Here is a 17,439-nt window from a genome sequence, read left to right on the forward strand (position 1 = left end):
CCCCTGCTCCAGCCGGGTGACACCGTCGTCGATGGCGGCAACGCCCACTACCACCACGACCTGCGTCGAGTTGCCGCACTGGCAGCTTGCGGCATCGTTCTGGTCGATGTGGGTACCAGGGGCGGGGTGGGGTATCGACCGACGGCTACTGCCTGACGGTGGGCGGCCAGCACCAGGCCGTGGGCGCGTCGCACGCCGCAGTTCGTCACCTTGCGCCGGGAGCCGGCTCCGCTGTGGCAACACCGGGTCGAGGTACCGGGCGGGTCTGGCGACCGGCCGCGGCCCAGGTCGCCCGAGGTCAGCACAGTTTGAAGTGGCGTGCCGGGTGACTAGTCCGGATCAGGTCGCTGACAGCCAAAGTCCCCTCGCTTAAATCGGCGAGCCTAGTTCGCAGTCGAGTGGCTCGAACCCGGGCACGGGGGCCGGGCCCAGCGGGCGCCTGCCCAGCGACGTAGCCCATCGTGACCAGACGCTGCCGGCCGCAGCAAGGCGCCCGCCACCATGGCGTGCAGGACCGCGCCCTACCGATCCGACGCACGCAGCGCACACGGTGCAAAGACGCCGGCACCTGTCAATGTAACAGTGGGCTCCTGAGGAACGCTATCGCGTGCGTCGTCGTCGTCGAGGAGATCGCCCGCTTGTCGATGCAATCTGCGTTTGCACCGGAAGAGTTGGCCGTCGGGCGGCTGTCGAGGGGGTCAGTCATGGCAATCTCCAGACAAAGCCCCACTGTGCAGGAACTTTGGCGCCGGGCGCTGTTGCGCGCAGGATGACACTGGCGTCGGCCGGCGCCGGCCTAGCACGTTCCACGCGCTTCATTGGCCGGCCGATCGGGCACTCTCGCGCCTGAATCCCCCAGGCCGGGGGCTGTTAGTTTCAGGGTTGAGCACCAGCCTCGGCCAAGCGGCCGAACGACCGTGAATCGACGGCTGAACCATCCGATCGATGGCCGACTGCGCAGACGCTTGCTGGCGCGGACGGAAATTGCTCAGGTTGACATCCACGCGGATGGAGCCCGCCAACTCTCGACCCATGCAGCTACTTCGTCGGCCGGCATGGGTTTTGCAATTGCGTAGCCTTGGGCAAGTTCACAACCGAGCGCGAGCAATTCCTTGCCGAGACTGTCCGTTTCAACGCCTTCGGCAATGACGTGTCGGTTGAACGCGTTAGCAAGGCCAATGATGCCCTTGACGATGGACAGGTTGTCTGGGTCGACAAGCATGTCCCGAATGAAGCTCTGGTCGATCTTCAGGGTGGACACCGGAAACCGTTTCAGGTATGTCAGCGAAGAGTAACCTGTACCAAAATCATCTAAAGAGAATTCAACGCCAAGGTTTTGGCATTCGTTCATGATGTGTTGAACCGAAGCAACGTCGTCAAGCGCACTTGTTTCTAGGATTTCAAGTTCTACGCGGGCCGGAGGAACGTCGGGATATCGCATCAGCGCGGCAGCGAGACGGCTCGGAAATCCTTTGTCCTTGAACTGCCTAGCTGAAATATTGATGCTGACAGGCAGTGGAAGGCCACAACTGTGCCAAACGTTCATCTGCTGCAGGGCTGCGTCAATGACCCAGGCGCCCACTAACTCATTCAAAGGATGTTTTTCGATCATTGGCAGAAATGCGCCAGGAAACAAGAGCCCGCGCTGAGGATCCTGCCAGCGGATCAAGGCCTCTAAGCCTACCACCTGCCTAGTTCGCATATTGACCTTGGGCTGATAGTGCAAGACGAATTCCGTGCGTTCCAACGCCAGCGCGATGCGCGATTGTTGCACGCTAAGGTGCTTGACTTCGGCATCCTGTGCTGCGTCGAACAAGGCATATGAGCCTTTGCCGGTTCGCTTCGCCTCATACATCGCTTGGTCGGCATGGCGTATCAACTTCTCGGCATCTACCGAGTCGCTTGGAAACAAGGTAACGCCAATGCTTGCGGAAACCGTCAGCACGTGACCGCCCACGTCCAAAGGCCGGGAACAGGCTGTCAGTAACCGGTGTACCGTTTGGATAGCGTCCTCGGCAAACCTCAGGTCGGTCAGCACCACAACGAATTCATCGCCTCCCATTCGGGCCAACGTGTCTCCCTCGCGAAGGGCTGCACGCATCTGTCGCGCTAATGCAATCAGCAGTTGGTCACCGATGGCATGCCCAAAATTGTCGTTGATGACTTTGAATCCATCGATGTCCATGTATAAAACCGCGATGATCTGCGGACGGCGCTCGCAGTTCGCCATGGCCTGGTGCAGCCGGTCAGAGAGCAATAGACGGTTGGGCAAGTGCGTCAAGGCGTCGAAGTGCGCCACGTAGTCCAGCCGTTCCTGCTGAAGTTTCAATGCCGTGATATCCGAGAAAAGCGCTACATAATTACAAACGGCTCCCCGTTCATCGTATATCTTGCTAAGTCTCATCAACACAGCATAGGCAGTCCCGTCCTTTCGCTGGCTCCAAATTTCGCCCCGCCATTCCCCGCGACGTAGCACCTCCCGACGGATGTGTTTAAAGTCGCCCGGACCCTGTCTGCTCGAGGAAAGCTTTCGCGGGTCCATGCCCAGAGCTTCGCGTCTTGAGTAACCCGTGATGTCGGTGAATGCGGGATTGACGTCCGCTATCAGGCCTCTCTGATTGAGAATCAGGATTCCTTCTCCTGTCGCCATGAATACACTGGCGGTGAGCCGAAGGTTAGCCTCTGCCGCCTTTTGTGCTGTGATATCACGCGCAATTTTCGAGGCGCCGATGATGACTCCACGACGATCGCGGATGGGTGAAATGGTGACCGAGACATCGATGCGCTTGCCGTTCTTGTGCACCCTCTCTGTTTGGAAGTGATCAACCTTGATCCCGAGCAAGATCTGCTGAAGTATGTAGGATTCTTCATTTTGACGGTCTGGCGGGAATATCGCCAGTATTGGCTTGCCCACCATCTCTTCTTCTGTATACCCGAAGATCGACTCGGCGCCGATGTTCCAGCTGGTGACAAGCCCGTCAAGTGTCTTGCTGATGATCGCATCATCCGAGCTCTGCACGATCGCGTGGAAATGCTCGAGCGTGTGAGCTAAGACATATTCGACATCGCGAGCGCTACCTGAACTCGTCAAATGGGCTCGTGGAAAATCTTCAATCATATGAAACTCCCATGCACGTACGGCTTTGTTGAAGTATTTGCTGGGACTCGCTAACAGTGTCGATGGAATCGAGCCCCTTTTTCAAGGGGCAGTTTCCACCACAGTATTCGACCTGAACTCCAGAAAAATTCGCTGAACGACACGGCGCGGTGCGCCAGAACTGACTGCGCGGTGTCGAAGTGGTCGGTCGACAGGCGGAAAACGCTGCATGTCCATGCCCAGCAGCTGTTTCACCGTGTGCATGCCGCATATGCCCTCGTCGCCCAGCGCAATGACACCGCCACTCCAGCCCCGCGATGAGCGAGGCAATCTCACGCGCCGTATCGGCTGCCGCACGGGCCTTGTCGGGATTCATGCGGCCACGGCCGGCAGCCCCCGCGCCTGCAGCCCCGTGCCGGTGTGGCAAAGCGTAGCGACGATGCAACGCTCCGGTAAAGGTTGCCACCTGACCAGCGTCGGCGTCATGAACATGCCGGCGGCCATGGCCCTCTTCTCGTCGCCGAACCCGTCCATGGTTTCTGCCGGTCGGCGTTCAGATTGACGCGCTCGTGCTGGACGGCTCCGTCGCTCAAGTTGCTGGCAGGGCGTTCCGCGCGTTCACGTGTCCAGCGCATGCTGCCCCTCACCAGCTCGCCGCCGGTGGGGCAGCGATCTGGCAGCGTTGCGTCATCGTGGCTGAAGATGCGTCCGCGCACGTGGGCGTCGAACGCGGCCAGCACGCCGCCCGGGTCGAACTTGCCGGCGCGAACGACATCGGGTGAGGGCAGTAGCTTCAATATGGCGAGCCTCGTCCGCACAGGGGAAGCCAGCGGCCAGTCGTCACGCGCGACATCGGCGTGGAGGTGCTCGGCCGTTTCGTCGAAGGCGACGCAGACACCGGGCTCCTGGCACGGTTGGGCTCCGCGCATCAGCACCTGCATCGCGCAGATGATCCTGCCCGATCCCGGCCCACCCACCCGCAGCGATCGACGCGCGCGCGGCAACTCGCCGCCGGGGATCTCATCGACGCCGGCGATGCCGCTGACGGCGTTGCGAAGCAGGTGGCCGCAAGTCTGGGAACAATTTTCATGAGAATTCGCACGAGTGCCGACCGGGCAGCACGACCACGAACCTTAGGGACTGCGAAGCGCAAGGGACATACGTATGCGCACCTACCACGGACCTCACAACAGCCATCTCGGCGCGCCTAGCGACGACGTTGATCGCGCCTGCGCCGTCGGATTCATGCGGCCGGACCACCAGTCGGCCCGCTGTTTTGCCAACTACGCGCTGACAGGCGCTAGGATCAATTCCCGCAGCACCGAACAGGCTGATGAGCTACGCAGGGCCATGTCCGGGTAGGACACGGAGCTATGCAGTTGGACCCTGGCAATGCGCCCAATACGTCGCAGTGGAGCCAAACAAGCTGACGGATCGCAAGCGTTGGCAGGGGCATCCAGGCGATCTACAGTGACTCGGCGCAGTTGGCTTTGTGGCAATCGGCATGCCCATCCAGCCGGCGCGCAGGAGAATGCGCGACGGATGGGGCGGCCGGAACGTTGAGTTCCAGACCTACAGCGCTGCTGCGCTTGCCCGATGAATATCGTCGGCATGACTACATTTACTTGGCCAGAAACCTTGCGGATCGTTTGCCATGGGCAAAGTGCGGGCAACGTGGCGCGGGACGAAGCCGAGGCCAATAGGATCGCCGCGATCGACATCCCCTTTCGCGACGTTGATACACCGCTGTGTGAGCTGGGCATCGCGCAGTCGCGCGCACTGGGCCGCTGGTTCGGCAAGCCTTGCACCCGAGCTGCGTCCGCCGGGCCAGGATCCAGCGCTCCACCACCAGCACCGCGTTCTCGACCTCGGGCTTGTGGCGCGGGTGCGCCGGTCGGGCGGCCAGCAGCGCGCAGCCGTAATGGGCGGCGAACTCGTCGTACAGGGCGTTGGGTTCGGGGTCGTAGCGGTTAGGCCGCTTGATCAGGGCGCGGGCCTGGTCGGGCACGATCAGGCGGGGCACACCGCCGAAGAACTCCAGGGCCTGGATCTGCGCGCCGATCCAGTCGGCGGTGGTCTGGCGCCGGGTGGCGCAGGCGTAGGTGTAGTTCGAGGCACCCAGCGTGGCCACGAAGATCTGCGCGGCGGTGATCTCGCCGGTGGCGGCATCCACCAGCGGCACGGTCTGGCCGGCGTAGTCCACGAAGAGCTTCTCGCCGGCCAGGTGAGTCTGGCGCATCGAACGCTTAAGGCCCTGCGCCCAAGCTCGGTACTTCACGCAGAAGCTGGTGTACTTGTAGGCCAGATCGTTGGCTGCGGCGTACTCCTCCCACAGCAGTTGCAGGGTGACGCCCGGACGCTTGATTGAGCTCCTGGTGGACGGCGGCGAAGTCGGGCGTGAGCTGGTAGCTTGAGCGCGGCAGCGGCGGGCGGTACAGCCGGGACTCCAGTTCCTCGTCGCTCAGCGTCTGGGCCACCACCCAGTCCACGCCCGCCACGCGGGCCAGCGACACGTACTTGCCCACCGCGCTCTTGGAGATCTTCAGCGCCCGGCCGACCTCGTTGTAGCTCAGCCCAGCCTGCAGGTGCAGGCGCAATGTCTCTCGGATTCGGCGCATGGTGATTCTGTTGGTGGGCATCGGCTGGTGCTGCAAAAAAGCAGCCAGCCTAGGCCCGGTCAAAAGATCACTTGCGCGCCACCCCCATCGTCCACGATCACGCTGAAACAGCGTCCACGATCAGTTTGAAACGCCGTCCACGACCACGCTGAAATCCCGTCCACGATCAGCCTGAAATGCCGTCCACGACGGGCTGAAATACGCAACATCGAACTGAACAACCTAGAACCCCGGCCGTTCTGCTGGACCAAGATCGCTGACGAAATCCTCGCCAGCATCGAGCGGTTTTGTCTTCGAACTTCTCGACCAGGACACTAGCGGGCCGTTGAAAAACCGACGATGAACGCGAGTTCCGCCGTCGAGGGTCACTCCGCCGAGGTCATGGAGCCTTCTGGATGGACCCGAGCGCGTTTGATTGGCCCGTTGCGCAGCCATTTCTGCGGTTGGAACGCGCCAATTCGACGTTTCCTCGCACTCATGGAGCGCACTGCGGACGCAGTTGCAACAACGTGCGCAGCCGCCTGAGGTCGTCGGCCGCCATGGTCAGCGTCGGCAACGGATCGACCCTGTTCATCCCTGCAGCATGACTTGCCGGTCGGGGCCAATCACCGTGCCCCAGCCGATGCTCTGATCAAAGCGGTTGCTCCGCGCTTTCTCTTGCGCTGACTGACTTCGTAGCCTGGGTGGCGGGTGGTGCGCGCGTCGGTGGCGCTGCCGCCGTTGCGCTGGATGTTCTGGGCCACGTGGGGCGTGACCTTGATGGTGCGGGATGCTTGACGAAGGCTTTGGTGTCGTACGCCTTTTCCGCCCCGACCGCCACGCGCTTGCCAGAGCCCGCGACGTCGGCCAGCAGCTGCTCGGCTACTTCGCGCTCGGCCGTTCCGTCAGACGAGCTGGCTTGCACTTTGACCACCAGACCGTGGCGGTTGAGGGCGGCCCACTGTCCGAGGTCCTGCACATGTTCAGTCGCCACTTGGTGGGCTGGCTGCTCGGAGAGCGGGAGAGCCCATCTGGCCCGAGCGGCTGTTCGCCGGCAGCGCCCCGCGCCACGATGTGCAGCACGGCATGCTCACGCGGCACGCCGACCGGGTGCGGCCATGCCCTCCAAGCCGGTGGCAGCTTTGTGATGGAGCTGGAGATCGCCAAGAGCTACAGCAGGCCGCACCTCTCGGACGACAACACGTATTTGGAGTCGCAGTTCAAGACCGAGAAATACCGGCCCGACTTCGCGGTGCGATTCGGCTGCATCGGGACGCCCACGCCCAATGCCACGCGTTCTTCGCTTGGTACCACACCGCGCACCGGCACTCGGGCATCGGCTACAAAACGCCGCAGTCGGTGCACTACGGTCAGGCTGCAGTGTTGCGCGTTGCGCGCCAAGTCGCGTTGGACGCCGCGTTCCTCGCCACACCCATACGGTTCAAAAGCCGTCGTCCTCAGCCCATGCCCTGCCGATCGCAGCTTGGATCAAGCCACCACCATCGCAGACCAACGCCCACAATGACCCAGCCCTGCACGTTAAGCTGATGACAAGCGGTGCAGCAAAGTCATAGACAGGTTCCGCTGATCGGCGGAATTTTGACCGTCCACCTTCAGGGGGTCAGTTCAAACTCGGGCGGGTGAGGTCGGTTTTTCAATGGCGAGGTAGTCTTCATGTTGGCTCCATTCTCAATCGAAGGGGCCTGCCAAAAAGGGAGGCGGTTCAGGTGCCGCCCAAGCGCGCCGCTTCGCCCGCATTGGGCACGGCCATTTTCTATGCTACAACACACTTGAAAGCTGCTTGTCCCTATAGCGAGGCGCGGCAGCTTGCGGCTTGCTTGCAAGGAATCTTGGTGCCGACATCTCACAATCTCAACTTTGACGACGCAGAGCTTTTCAGCACACTTGGTCAGGCCACGGATCAGGAACTCGACGGTCTATGGTTCGGCGTCATCGCCTTTGATGCCGAGGGGGTCGTGCGTCGCTACAACCGCGTCGAGTCGGAGGCCGCGGGCCTTTCACTGGAGCGGGTCATTGGCCACGGGCTTTTTACCACTGTGGCGCCTTGCATGAATAACTTCATGGTCGCGCAGCGCTTCCTAGATGCGACGGAAGGCAACGCCGGCCTGGATGCTACTTTGGACTATGTGCTGACCCTGCGCATGCGACCCATCAAAGTTCGGTTGCGGCTTCTTGCAGAGCCGGGGGCTTCGATGCGTTATGTGCTCGTCCAGCGGGTTGCTGAGCGGCAATCCGTATGAAGGCCCCTCTGGAACAAGAGTACGAGGCCCTGCTCCAGTTCCTGTACATCGCCCCTATCGGGCTGATGCAGACACGTCTGGATGGCGAGATCGTGATGGCCAACCCTCTGTGTGCGCAGTTGTTGATGCCGCTGTCGCGCGACGGCAATCTGTCCAACGTGTTTGTGCTGTTGGAGCCATTGGCACCCGATCTCCAGTCGCGTGTGAGTAACTACACGCGCCCCCACGGCATGGTGTGCGATGCCCTGCAGCTGGAGATCCGCGCCGGGCAGACCGCCAGCAAAAAGGCTCAATTCCTCTCGCTGAGCCTACTCAAGCTGGACTGCGAACGGCTGATGGCAGTGCTGAGCGATGTGACGCACGCCGTCGTCCGCGAGCGCGAGCTGCGGCGCAGCCAGGCCTGGATCAACACCATTGCCACAGGCATCACCGACTACGCGCTGCTGTCGCTGGACGGCGAGGGCAATGCGCAGACGTGGAACGCTGGTGTGGCGCGACTCACCGGTTTCGACAGCACTGCCACGCTCGGGCGGTCTCCCGGGATCTTCTATCCCGCCGATGGCATGTCGCCCGAGCGCGTGATGGACCGCCTGCATGAAGCAGACCACACCGGGTGGAGTCTGGACGAAGGGTGGCGTGTGCGGTCTGATGGCACGCGCTACTGGGGCAGCTGCTTGATCGCGCCGTTGCACACGCCTGACGAGACGGAGGCGGAGAACCGCGCGTACAGCCTCATCCTGCGCGACACCTCCGAGCAAAGAGACGCCAGGGAAAACTGGCGGCATTCGCTCTACTGTGACCATCTGACCGGGCTGGCAAACCGGCGTGCCTTCTTCGAAGCCGCGGAACTGGAACTGCTACGCGGGACGCGGATGCGCCGGCCCTTGTCGGTAGTGATGATTAGCGCCGACAACTTTAAGGCCGTGAATGACACGCATGGGCATGCGACTGGAGACGCCGTCCTGCGCCACCTGGCCGCGAGCATGCACACCACGTTCCGGACCATCGACGTCATCGCCCGCATCGGCGGCGAAGAATTCGGCGTGCTGCTGCCCGGTACGACTGACGAGGGAGCGGAGTTGGCGGCCGTCCGTCTGACCGACTTTCTGGCGCAATACCCCACCTTGGTGGAGGGGACCCGCATCCCCTGCACGGTCAGCGTCGGCGTGGCTGCGATGGAGGCCGGTATCGGTGATCTCCAGGAATTGCTGAAGCGCGCAGACTCGGCGCTCTCTGCGGCCAAAACCCGCGGCCGCAATCGAGTGGAGCGCTGGCAGGCAGGGCTCCCGACCCTTTCGCGACCCGTTCCGCCCTGACTGGCATGGCCACGCCGCTCGACCCAAGCGCTACTGCGTACGAGGCGTTGCTGCAGTTCATGTACCAGGCACCCATCGGCCTGGTGCAGACCACGTTGCAGGGAGAGATCACCATGATCAATCCCATGTCGGCTCAGCTGCTGATGCCCTTGGCCCCGGACGGCGCGCTGCTCAATCTCTTCGACACGCTGGAGTCGGTGGCGCCCGAGGTGCGCGGCATCTGCGCGTCGTACCGGGAGCCATCCGGAACTCTGTGCGAGTCGCTGCGGATCACGGTCCCGGGCACCGGAACCACGGACCCACTGGCGACTCAGACCTTGTCCATGCGCCTGGTCAAGCTCGACGCATCCACACTGATTGCCAGCGTGAGCGACATTAGCCTCGCCGTGCGGCAAGAGAACGAGCGCCTTGCCAGCAAGGTACGCGACATCGCGCGGCTGGACAGCCTGACGTCGATGCCGAATCGAGCGGTCGCGCTAGAGCGACTGGGCATCGCTCTGATGCACGCAAGGCAAGACCCCGACTATCAGTTTGCAGTGTTGTTGATCAACTGCGACCGGTTTGCCGAGGTGAACGCGACGTGGGGCACTTCGGCCGGAGACGAATTGTTGCGCCTGATCGCTGGCCGCCTGCTCGGCATGTTGCGCACCGGAAACGACTCGGCGCGCCCGCTGCAGCCTATACAGACTGCGGCACGGCTGGGTGGTGACGAGTTCGTGCTGGTGCTGGAAGGCTTGCGCCGAACCGACGATGTTCTTGGGATCGCACAGCGTCTGGTCCATGGAATGGGCAGACCCTACGCCATTGCCGACAACCAAGTCCACGCCAAGGTGAGTATTGGCGTGGTGTTGCGAGCGCACGCTGAGGATGAAGCCGATTCGGTACTCCATGACGCCAGCCTCGCAATGCGCGAGGCCAAGCGTGCAGGAGGTGCACGCTACCTGCTCTTCGAGCCGATCATGAAGCAGAAAGCGCAAAGGCGCGGGAGCATGGAGGGCGAGCTCCGCCACGCGCTGGAAGCCAACGAACTGTTCGTCGTCTACCAGCCGATCGTCGATCTGGTAGATGGCCACGTCACGGGCGTGGAGGCTCTGGTGCGATGGCAACACCCTGCGCGCGGCATCGTCTCCCCGATCGAGTTCATCGAGATTGCGGAAGAGACCGGGATGATCGGCGCCTTGGGCGAGATCGTTCTCAACGCAGCCTGCCGCGAGTTCGTTCTGTGGCAACGGCGGTTTGGAGCGTTGGCGCCTCATACGCTGTCCGTCAATATGTCGCGTGCGCAGCTGGAAGACCCGACGATCGTGGCCATGGTGCAACAAGCCCTCCAGTCCAGCGGACTCGCCGTGAGACATCTGCAGCTGGAGGTCACCGAGAGTCTGGCGGCACAAGGGGAACAGGTGCAGATCAAACTGCACGAACTCAAGGCCCTTGGCCTGACGCTTGCTCTCGACGACTTCGGCACGGGCTACTCCTCGCTGGCCAGCCTGCATTTGCTGCCAGTCGATGTGGTCAAGATCGACCGATCGTTTGTGAGCGAGTCCGAGTCCAGTGCCCACCATCGGGTACTGATCGAGGCGACGATCAAAGTCGTACGCAGTCTGGGCATGCGCACCGTGGCCGAAGGCGTAGAAACCAATGGCCATGCGAGCATCCTGGCTGCACTGCAATGCGACAGGGCCCAAGGTTATCTCTACGCCCGGCCCTTGACGGCCAACACCATGGTCGAGTGGCTGGCGGCTTACCGTCCACGTCCCACGCTCGCTTCCCCCGTGGCGCACGTGACCCCAACTGGCAAGTTGCTAGAGTGCCTGGAGCGCAGCCACATAGGGCTTGCACTGTTTGATCCACAGGAGCGTCTGGCCTATGCGAATCGCAGTTTCCTCGACGCTTATTGGGCAGGCCTTGACGGGCGCCCGACGTGGGACGAGATGATGCGGCAGTCTCATCTGCGCAAAAAGGGCCTTCTGATCGATACCGACGACATCGACGGCTGGCTGGCCGAGGTCCGCTTGCGTTATCGCCAGAAGGCGCTGAGGACGTTTGAGTCCGACATGACCGATGGACGGTGGATGCGGGTGACCGAAGAAACCCGCAAGGACGGCTGGCAGTTGACGGTATCCACCGATGTGAGCACGCTGAAAGCGCGCGAGGCAGACCTGCGGCGCGCGCACGATCGTGCACTCCTGGCGTCCATCACCGACCCGCTGACGGGTCTGCCGAACCGCCGATTTGTCTTCGACCGGCTGTCCGAGATGTTGGCCGAAGCGTCCGAGTTGCGCATCCCCTTGACGCTGGTCGCAATCGATTTGGACCAGTTCAAGGCCATCAATGACACCCACGGGCATGCGGTCGGCGACCGGGTACTGCTCTGGTTTTCTGCGCGACTTGCGGCGACGGTTCGGCAGCGCGATGCAGTGGGCCGCATTGGCGGGGAGGAATTCCTGCTGGTGCTCGCGAATACCGGTCACCATGGCGCCGCGCGCGTGCTGGGCGAACTTCGCCGGGTGCTGTTCGACGAGCCACTGATGCTGCCAGAGACAGGCCTGCGCATCAATTTTTCTTCCGGTATTGCCGAAGCGCTTCCTGGTGATAGCGCGGAGGCGCTGTGCAGACGGGCTGATGAAGGTCTGTACCGCGCCAAGGGTGCGGGACGGGACCAGGACTGCTATGTCGCGGGTGTTCAAGATCCGTCGAATCCTGCTGCACGCCGGCAACCGGATTGACTGTGAACGGAGTTTCGTGGTGGAGCCCGTAACATCCCACAGGTCCGACCGCCGACAACAGAATGCAATGCCCAACATGGCGTGTGCGAGCAGCTGGAACATGTTCTCGCGCGCGGCAGGCTGATGCGCGTGCGCCTCCCACTGCCGCTGCCCGACCGCCCGACCGCCCGACGTCCGGCTGGAGCGGAAGCGCCGCTGGGACGCGGCGGAACCGCGGCGCACTAAGGACGCCCCCCAGTGCCTTACAAAGTGCCGCTGCCCGCCTGGGTGCCTGGCGAGCTGTTGCGCCTGCCTGTGCGCGACGACCGGCTGGCCGCTGTACCAACGCCCGTCGCAGTTGTTGCTGGACCCGGACGGCCTCGGAGGTGGCTGTGGCACCGCGTGTGCGGCGTCGATGCAGCAGGGGAGGGCGGACCAGCGCCAGGCCAGCCCGCACACGACACTTCGTACTGCGACAGCATCCGTTTGCTACTGCGTTTCGCGCAGCTTCGGCTCGGGGTGCAGCCGCCGCGCTTGACCTTCGAGCGGAACGATGCCGCGCGGGTCGCCGCGCTTCTGGAAGACTTGTAATCTGCCCCCGGAATCAGCACTACCAGCCGCAACCTGCGTCCGACGGCGACCCGTTCGTACTTCCGCTGCGCAGCGGTCGAGTTGCCCACGCACGCAGCACGGATCCAGCGTGTACTGACCATCTCCAGCAAGCGGAGCACGCACGCAGGCCGGCCTTCTTGCGCGCGACGAGATCGACGCGTTGCTGCACGCGCCCGATCTCCACGCGCGGGCAGCCTGGATCACGCGCAGATGCTGCTGGCGGTGCAGACCGGGCTGCGCCTGCCTGAGCTGACCGCATTGCGTCGCGACGACGCGCAGCTTGGCGTCGGCGCGCATACGCGTGTGGTCGGCAAAGGTCGCAAGGAACGCGCGACGCTGCTGACGGTTGCAGCGCTTGCGTTCGTGGTGGCGGCAAGGGTTTCCTGGTCTGGGACGTGCAGGCGCATAGCGCGCAGTGGAACCCACGCCGTCGCGGCGCACGGTCGACCTCGTGTTCGAGGGGCGGCCCGACCTGGCTGTGCTGCGGGCTGCGGCGGCCGACGTAGCGGACCGGGGCCGAGGAAGAACGCGGCGCCGTGGACCGCGCGGCCATGTTGCGCTTGAGGCCGCGGCGGACGTGCTGCTCGAAGGTCGCACCGTGCCACCGGTCCGTTCGCGCGTACCGGGCGTCTCGCAACTGCCCCAACTCGCTGACAAGGTACGCGCCTGGGCGCAGACGGTGCAGGTTGTAGGCGAACCGCTGCAGCGTTGCCTGGCGGCGTAGGCGGCGGCGCCTCCCGAGGACATTGCGTCCTGCATCCTGTTGCAGCCCGGGGGCCGACGACGCCACGCAGATCAAGGCCTCGCCGTACCCGGTCGGAGTCGTCGCCAGCGTTTGCTAGGATGCCGCGGATCACCAGCACCCAGATCATGACGATGAACCCCAAGACGATTGCCACCATCCAGGCTGCGGGCGCGGCCCTGCACGACGCCCAGGCCGCGCTGGCGGAGGACGGGCAGCGCTGTGCGGAGCGCGTGCGCGAGTCGCTGGGCCAGGATGCCTTCAGTGTGTCGAATGACGGGCTGTTCGAACACTGGAAGTCGATCTCACGCCTGACCCAGTCGTTGGCAGCGATGGAAGCGCAGCTGAAGGACCTGTACTTCGTGGCCCTCGAACTCGCGGCGACAGGCCACGCGGCGTCGCAGCCGATGGCGGCGCCGCGTCTGGCTCTGGCCTCCGCACCTTCATTGCGTTTGCGCGGTACGGGCGATGTGGAGGACGTGGCGCTGGCAGCATCGCGCACGACGAAGCGGCGCGGTGCCGGGCTGGCCGCGCTGGTGACGCCTGAGTCCTCGACTACGCCTGTGGCACGGCTGCGCGGCAACGCGCTCAGCGCGCTGGCCTTCCTGCGTGCGCGACTCGGCCGGGACCGCTTCCTGCGCCTGACCCATGCGGAATTGGCCGACGGCGTGCCGATGCCGCTTGGCTCGGTCGGCGCCACCATCGCCAGCCTCAAAACCAAGGGCCTGCTGGTGGAGGGTGAACGCGGCAGCTACCGCCTGACGTAGGAAGGTGATGCCGCTCCAGCACACCCTCCACCGACTGCAGCCGCGCACAGCCGCGGCGAAGAGCCTGCCGGATGTGCGCCTGGACAACCTGCGGCACCTGCCGGAGGCCGAACTGGCACAACTCGCGGGCACGCTGCGCGCCGAAGCCCTGCGCGGCGTCCTGGAAGCGCGCGGCCAGGCGCACCTGTGCGAAGCCGAACTACGGCGCCGGCGGGGTGCGGGTCCGGCGCGCGACCCCGACCGCCTCGATCTGCGACCGCTGGACGCGCGTGGCGTGCGCCCGCCCTGGTGGGCATTCTGGTGAACCGGCGGGCCACCACCTCGCGCTGAGCGCGCCTTGCGGCGAGGCCAACGGCTGGCAAGGTCCAATGGGTTGCGCATCCCGTCGCGACACTGCTGTCGGTGCGCGGCAGGGGCAGGAAGAGCACCGGCAACGCACGACGCGGCAGCGGTGGCGCAGCGTGGGCGGCAGCGCCCCCCAATAGACAGGAAACGCGGCGCAGCGCCTGGGTGGACTGAAAAGACGGGACTGTGAACGTGGGGTTCTCCTTCGCGTTTGGGAAAGGGAACGCCCATCCCCGACGGGGACAGGGTCCCCGGTTGGGAAAGCTCCGGTCAAGCCGAAGTGACGATCAGCTGGGGTCGGGCAGCGCCAGCGACAGGTGAAGGCCTGCATCTGCAGACACAGGCCTTCGCTCGATGCCGGAGAGCGTTGGCTGCCGCAGCATGCGGTCGGCGTCGGCACAGGGCCGACGACGTTGACGAGCCATCGGATGGCTGACCGGCACAGGGCCGGCATCTACGAGGCAGGTGAGGACTGCGACGCCAGCGATCTGGACTTCAGGGCCCCCGGGGCGGTGGATGAAGGCTTGGTGGACGCGATGTCCACGGGAGCAGGTGCAGTATGGGATGTCGGGTGCGCGCCGGGGCGGCACGGTCTGATCCGCCATGTGAGAAGGGCCCCAGCTCTCGGTGCTCTGTGCGCACGCCGAACCCGGCTGCTCAGCGTGATCCCCGATCGCGCCCAGATGCCCAGGCGGCGACCCTGTCGCATCGTTCTGGACGCTCGCCGCCTCGCATGGACACGAGCTCTAAGTGCCTGGATGCATCGAATGAGAAAAGGCCCCCCGCAGAACGGGGAGCCATGAGGGGAACTGTCAGGCTCAGTTGCGCTGCTTGCGGCGACGGGTGGCACCGAAGGCCACCAGGCCCAGGCCCACCAGGGCCAGCGATGCGGGCTCCGGCACGGCGCGCACGCCCACGCCAACGGCCAGGTTGTCCACTTCGACCGCGATGCCCCAGGTGGACAGACGCAGGCTCTGGAAAGTCTCGTTGCCGTCCAGGAACAGATTGACGTATTGGTTCGTGCCGGCGGCGGTCTGGCTGCCGGGGGCGCAGGCGGGCGAGCACAGGTCGATGATGTCCTGGCCGTACACGACGTCGACTGTCGCGCCGGTCTCGTCGAAGAACTCGATCATGTTGTAGGCATCGATCGAGCCGTAGTACAGGCCGAAGTAGTTCAGGTAAGCGCCACCGGTCAACGTGCTGACCAGGCCGGCGTAGTCGATCGTCACGGAGGCCAACACCTGGGCGGGGGTCACGCCGGCGGGCAGCGGGATGCCGGAGACATCCGGCAGGGTGCCGATGCCCTGGCCGGCAGCTGCCGGGCCGTAGGCGTAGCAGGTGCTGTCGCCCAGCGGAGGCGCAGCGACGTTCTTGATCGGGCCCTTGCGGAAGGCGTAGCTGCCACCGCTGATGGTGGCGCCCGGCTGGGTCAGGCCACAGCTGCCGTCGGCACGGTCCAGCGTTTCGACGAACACGTTGGGCGCGCCGAGGAACGGCGTGGTCTTGCCCGACAGTGCGTCAGGGGTGAAGCCAAAGCTGATGGTGGCAGAGTGAGCAGAGACCGACAGCAGGCTGCTGGTGGCCAGGATTGCGCTCAACAAGATCTTTTGCATTTAGGAAATTCCAAGAGTAGGTATCAATCTGTAACGCAAAGACAGTGCCAATGTTACAGATTCCTTGCGAATCAAGGGCTTGCGAGCGATCTGGAATACCCTGGAATTTCATGCGTCAATAATGCTGACAGCGGGGAAAGTGGCCGGTGTGAAGTATTTCACACGACATAGTCCGAGCTGATCAACCCCACGGCGGCAATTGCATATGTCACCCCCCACAGGATTGCTGACGATTGGCAAATGGTTTATTCGGCTATCCGCCCCGCTTGCCGATCACTGCCATCACTCCGATGGCGCCCACGACCTTCCACACATGACTGCTGTCGCCAGTCAAATGTGCGATCGTCCATGTGGCCGCGGTTTGCATCAGCGTGATCGCCCATTCCGCGGCCACACCACGCCCAGCGACGGCGTCCCATAACCACACCGCAAAGGGAACTGACGCGCAAGCAATCATGGGTGCGGCGCGCGTGGTAACTTCTGGCCGGGGCATCGAGTTTCCTGTTTGGCAGTGTGTCGCTGGAAGTTGCGCTGCCCGTGCGACCGCTGCAAAAAGCGAAGACCGTCCGTCATTGGATCGGCCAATGGTGGGTGGGGCGTTGCCCTCTGCATGCGGTGCGAGAAATGTGAAAATGGTGTGGGCGAATCAAACGTGTCGGCGCGCGTGTTCATTTCAATGGCCGGCGGCGGCAAAAATTCAGCTGTTTCGGCGCATTGAGAATGGAATGTCGGGGCGGTAGGGAGAATGCCGCAACAGAATCAAAGTCTTGCCGTGGGGCCTCGTCCCTTGCGCCATTCCATGCCACGCGATGCTCGCCGAAGCGATGTGCCCAATATGAGAAACGCCTTTGTAAGACACAGCAACTTTAAGTGCTCGTTTCGACCGGACGAGGCAACTAATTGGCACAACTACCGAAACAATCGGGCTGGCAATCCAGTTGCTGGGTCGAGGTTCTTCGCGCGCGCAGCGCGTCGCCACCAGTGCAGAAGGCCGTCGTGCCTCTGGCCGCGCCGTGGGCCACGGCCTGAACAGAGCAGGGCACACGGTCTCTTGGCGCGTCGCAACGCACCGCAACGCAACGCAGCGGGTGCGGGGCGGTGTCGTTCAGGGTCTGAGCCTCGTCAACAGGCGCGTCGCACGGAAAACACAGCATTCGGTCGACACATCGCGCGCGACGACCTTCATCTGGACCCTGCACCGCGGCGGCAAGCCGACGACTTCGTGCAGGCGCCAGGAGCCTGGGGCTGCCCGTGTCATCTCATGGTCGGGTCGTGTCCCATTCCGTGGTGTAGGTCCACAGCCCGGACAGAGCTGAGATGCACGGTACTCAGCGCGCCACAGCGGGCAGCCGAGTGGGCGCAGTTTCGCTCAGGGTCTGCAAGC

At 63.7% G+C, this 17,439-nt stretch carries 13 protein-coding genes and 1 pseudogene; 7 read left to right on the forward strand and 7 right to left on the reverse strand.

Translation table 11 applies throughout. The features are described from left to right. The first annotated feature begins 3 nt into the window (after positions 1-3). On the forward strand, positions 4-156 hold the full coding sequence (locus AC099J_RS30865; RefSeq protein ID WP_479619153.1) for an NAD(P)-binding domain-containing protein: 153 nt from the start codon (positions 4-6) through the stop codon (positions 154-156). Between the two features lie 832 nt (positions 157-988). On the opposite strand, the gene AC099J_RS30870 is transcribed toward AC099J_RS30865, so the two are convergent. The 5 genes and pseudogenes from AC099J_RS30870 to AC099J_RS30890 all read right to left on the reverse strand — a co-directional run. Beyond that, positions 989-3,118, reverse strand: a complete 2,130-nt coding sequence (locus tag AC099J_RS30870) for an EAL domain-containing protein (protein ID WP_479619143.1) — start codon at positions 3,116-3,118, stop codon at positions 989-991. Between the two features lie 461 nt (positions 3,119-3,579). Continuing rightward, the gene (locus AC099J_RS30875) at positions 3,580-4,158 is read right to left on the reverse strand and encodes an ATPase domain-containing protein (RefSeq protein WP_479619154.1); all 579 of its coding nucleotides are present in this window, start codon (positions 4,156-4,158) and stop codon (positions 3,580-3,582) included. A gap of 560 nt (positions 4,159-4,718) precedes the next feature. After that, positions 4,719-5,462, reverse strand: coding sequence for an IS21 family transposase (gene istA, locus AC099J_RS30880; RefSeq protein WP_479619155.1), 744 nt, complete (start codon positions 5,460-5,462; stop codon positions 4,719-4,721). Then, positions 5,344-5,715: a hypothetical protein gene (locus AC099J_RS30885; RefSeq protein WP_479619144.1), complete on the reverse strand. Its 372-nt coding sequence runs from the start codon at positions 5,713-5,715 to the stop codon at positions 5,344-5,346. The genes istA and AC099J_RS30885 overlap by 119 nt, the downstream gene beginning before the upstream one ends. Before the next feature lie 475 nt (positions 5,716-6,190). Then, positions 6,191-6,664, reverse strand: a pseudogene (locus tag AC099J_RS30890) (IS5/IS1182 family transposase); the annotation flags it as partial. An 883-nt stretch (positions 6,665-7,547) separates the two neighbouring features. Between AC099J_RS30890 and AC099J_RS30895 the strand changes: the two are divergent. Genes AC099J_RS30895 through AC099J_RS30905 form a run of 3 tightly spaced genes read left to right on the forward strand, consistent with a single transcriptional unit; the run spans position 7,548 to position 11,997 of the window. Continuing rightward, positions 7,548-7,955, forward strand: a complete 408-nt coding sequence (locus tag AC099J_RS30895; RefSeq protein WP_479619145.1) for a PAS domain-containing protein — start codon at positions 7,548-7,550, stop codon at positions 7,953-7,955. After that, a complete protein-coding gene (locus AC099J_RS30900; RefSeq protein ID WP_479619146.1) occupies positions 7,952-9,271 on the forward strand; it encodes a sensor domain-containing diguanylate cyclase in 1,320 nt (439 codons plus the stop codon). The genes AC099J_RS30895 and AC099J_RS30900 overlap by 4 nt, the downstream gene beginning before the upstream one ends. Positions 9,272-9,276: 5 nt before the next feature. Next, positions 9,277-11,997 (forward strand): EAL domain-containing protein, encoded by a 2,721-nt coding sequence (locus tag AC099J_RS30905; protein ID WP_479619147.1) that lies wholly within the window; start codon positions 9,277-9,279, stop codon positions 11,995-11,997. 468 nt (positions 11,998-12,465) lie between these two features. Here the strand turns inward: AC099J_RS30905 and AC099J_RS30910 are convergent, their stop codons facing one another. After that, the gene (locus AC099J_RS30910; protein ID WP_479619148.1) at positions 12,466-12,885 is read right to left on the reverse strand and encodes a hypothetical protein; all 420 of its coding nucleotides are present in this window, start codon (positions 12,883-12,885) and stop codon (positions 12,466-12,468) included. Between the two features lie 118 nt (positions 12,886-13,003). Between AC099J_RS30910 and AC099J_RS30915 the strand changes: the two genes are divergently transcribed. From AC099J_RS30915 to AC099J_RS30925, 3 genes are all read left to right on the forward strand, one after another. Then, positions 13,004-13,312 carry a hypothetical protein gene (locus tag AC099J_RS30915; RefSeq protein WP_479619149.1) on the forward strand — a complete coding sequence of 103 codons (309 nt, stop codon included), beginning with the start codon at positions 13,004-13,006 and terminating at the stop codon, positions 13,310-13,312. 152 nt (positions 13,313-13,464) lie between these two features. Continuing rightward, a complete protein-coding gene (locus tag AC099J_RS30920) occupies positions 13,465-14,097 on the forward strand; it encodes a hypothetical protein (protein ID WP_479619150.1) in 633 nt (210 codons plus the stop codon). Positions 14,098-14,104: 7 nt separating this feature from the next. Continuing rightward, on the forward strand, positions 14,105-14,401 hold the full coding sequence (locus AC099J_RS30925) for a hypothetical protein (protein WP_479619151.1): 297 nt from the start codon (positions 14,105-14,107) through the stop codon (positions 14,399-14,401). Between the two features lie 859 nt (positions 14,402-15,260). Here the strand turns inward: AC099J_RS30925 and AC099J_RS30930 are convergent. Next, positions 15,261-16,055: an Npun_F0296 family exosortase-dependent surface protein gene (locus AC099J_RS30930; protein ID WP_479619152.1), complete on the reverse strand. Its 795-nt coding sequence runs from the start codon at positions 16,053-16,055 to the stop codon at positions 15,261-15,263. Positions 16,056-17,439: the final 1,384 nt, after the last annotated feature.

The organism is Rhodoferax sp. RT4P68 (assembly GCF_056521305.1).

What these genes read in the sequence shown, in the direction of transcription:
- AC099J_RS30930 (WP_479619152.1), bottom strand. Translation starts at nt 16,055, where the DNA reads ATGCAAAAGATCTTGTTGAGCGCAATCCTGGCCACCAGCAGCCTGCTG.
- AC099J_RS30910 (WP_479619148.1), bottom strand. Translation starts at nt 12,885, where the DNA reads ATGCGCGCCGACGCCAAGCTGCGCGTCGTCGCGACGCAATGCGGTCAG.
- AC099J_RS30925 (WP_479619151.1), top strand. Translation starts at nt 14,105, where the DNA reads ATGCCGCTCCAGCACACCCTCCACCGACTGCAGCCGCGCACAGCCGCG.
- AC099J_RS30885 (WP_479619144.1), bottom strand. Translation starts at nt 5,715, where the DNA reads ATGCGCCGAATCCGAGAGACATTGCGCCTGCACCTGCAGGCTGGGCTG.
- AC099J_RS30870 (WP_479619143.1), bottom strand. Translation starts at nt 3,118, where the DNA reads ATGATTGAAGATTTTCCACGAGCCCATTTGACGAGTTCAGGTAGCGCT.
- AC099J_RS30905 (WP_479619147.1), top strand. Translation starts at nt 9,277, where the DNA reads ATGGCCACGCCGCTCGACCCAAGCGCTACTGCGTACGAGGCGTTGCTG.
- AC099J_RS30900 (WP_479619146.1), top strand. Translation starts at nt 7,952, where the DNA reads ATGAAGGCCCCTCTGGAACAAGAGTACGAGGCCCTGCTCCAGTTCCTG.
- AC099J_RS30920 (WP_479619150.1), top strand. Translation starts at nt 13,465, where the DNA reads ATGAACCCCAAGACGATTGCCACCATCCAGGCTGCGGGCGCGGCCCTG.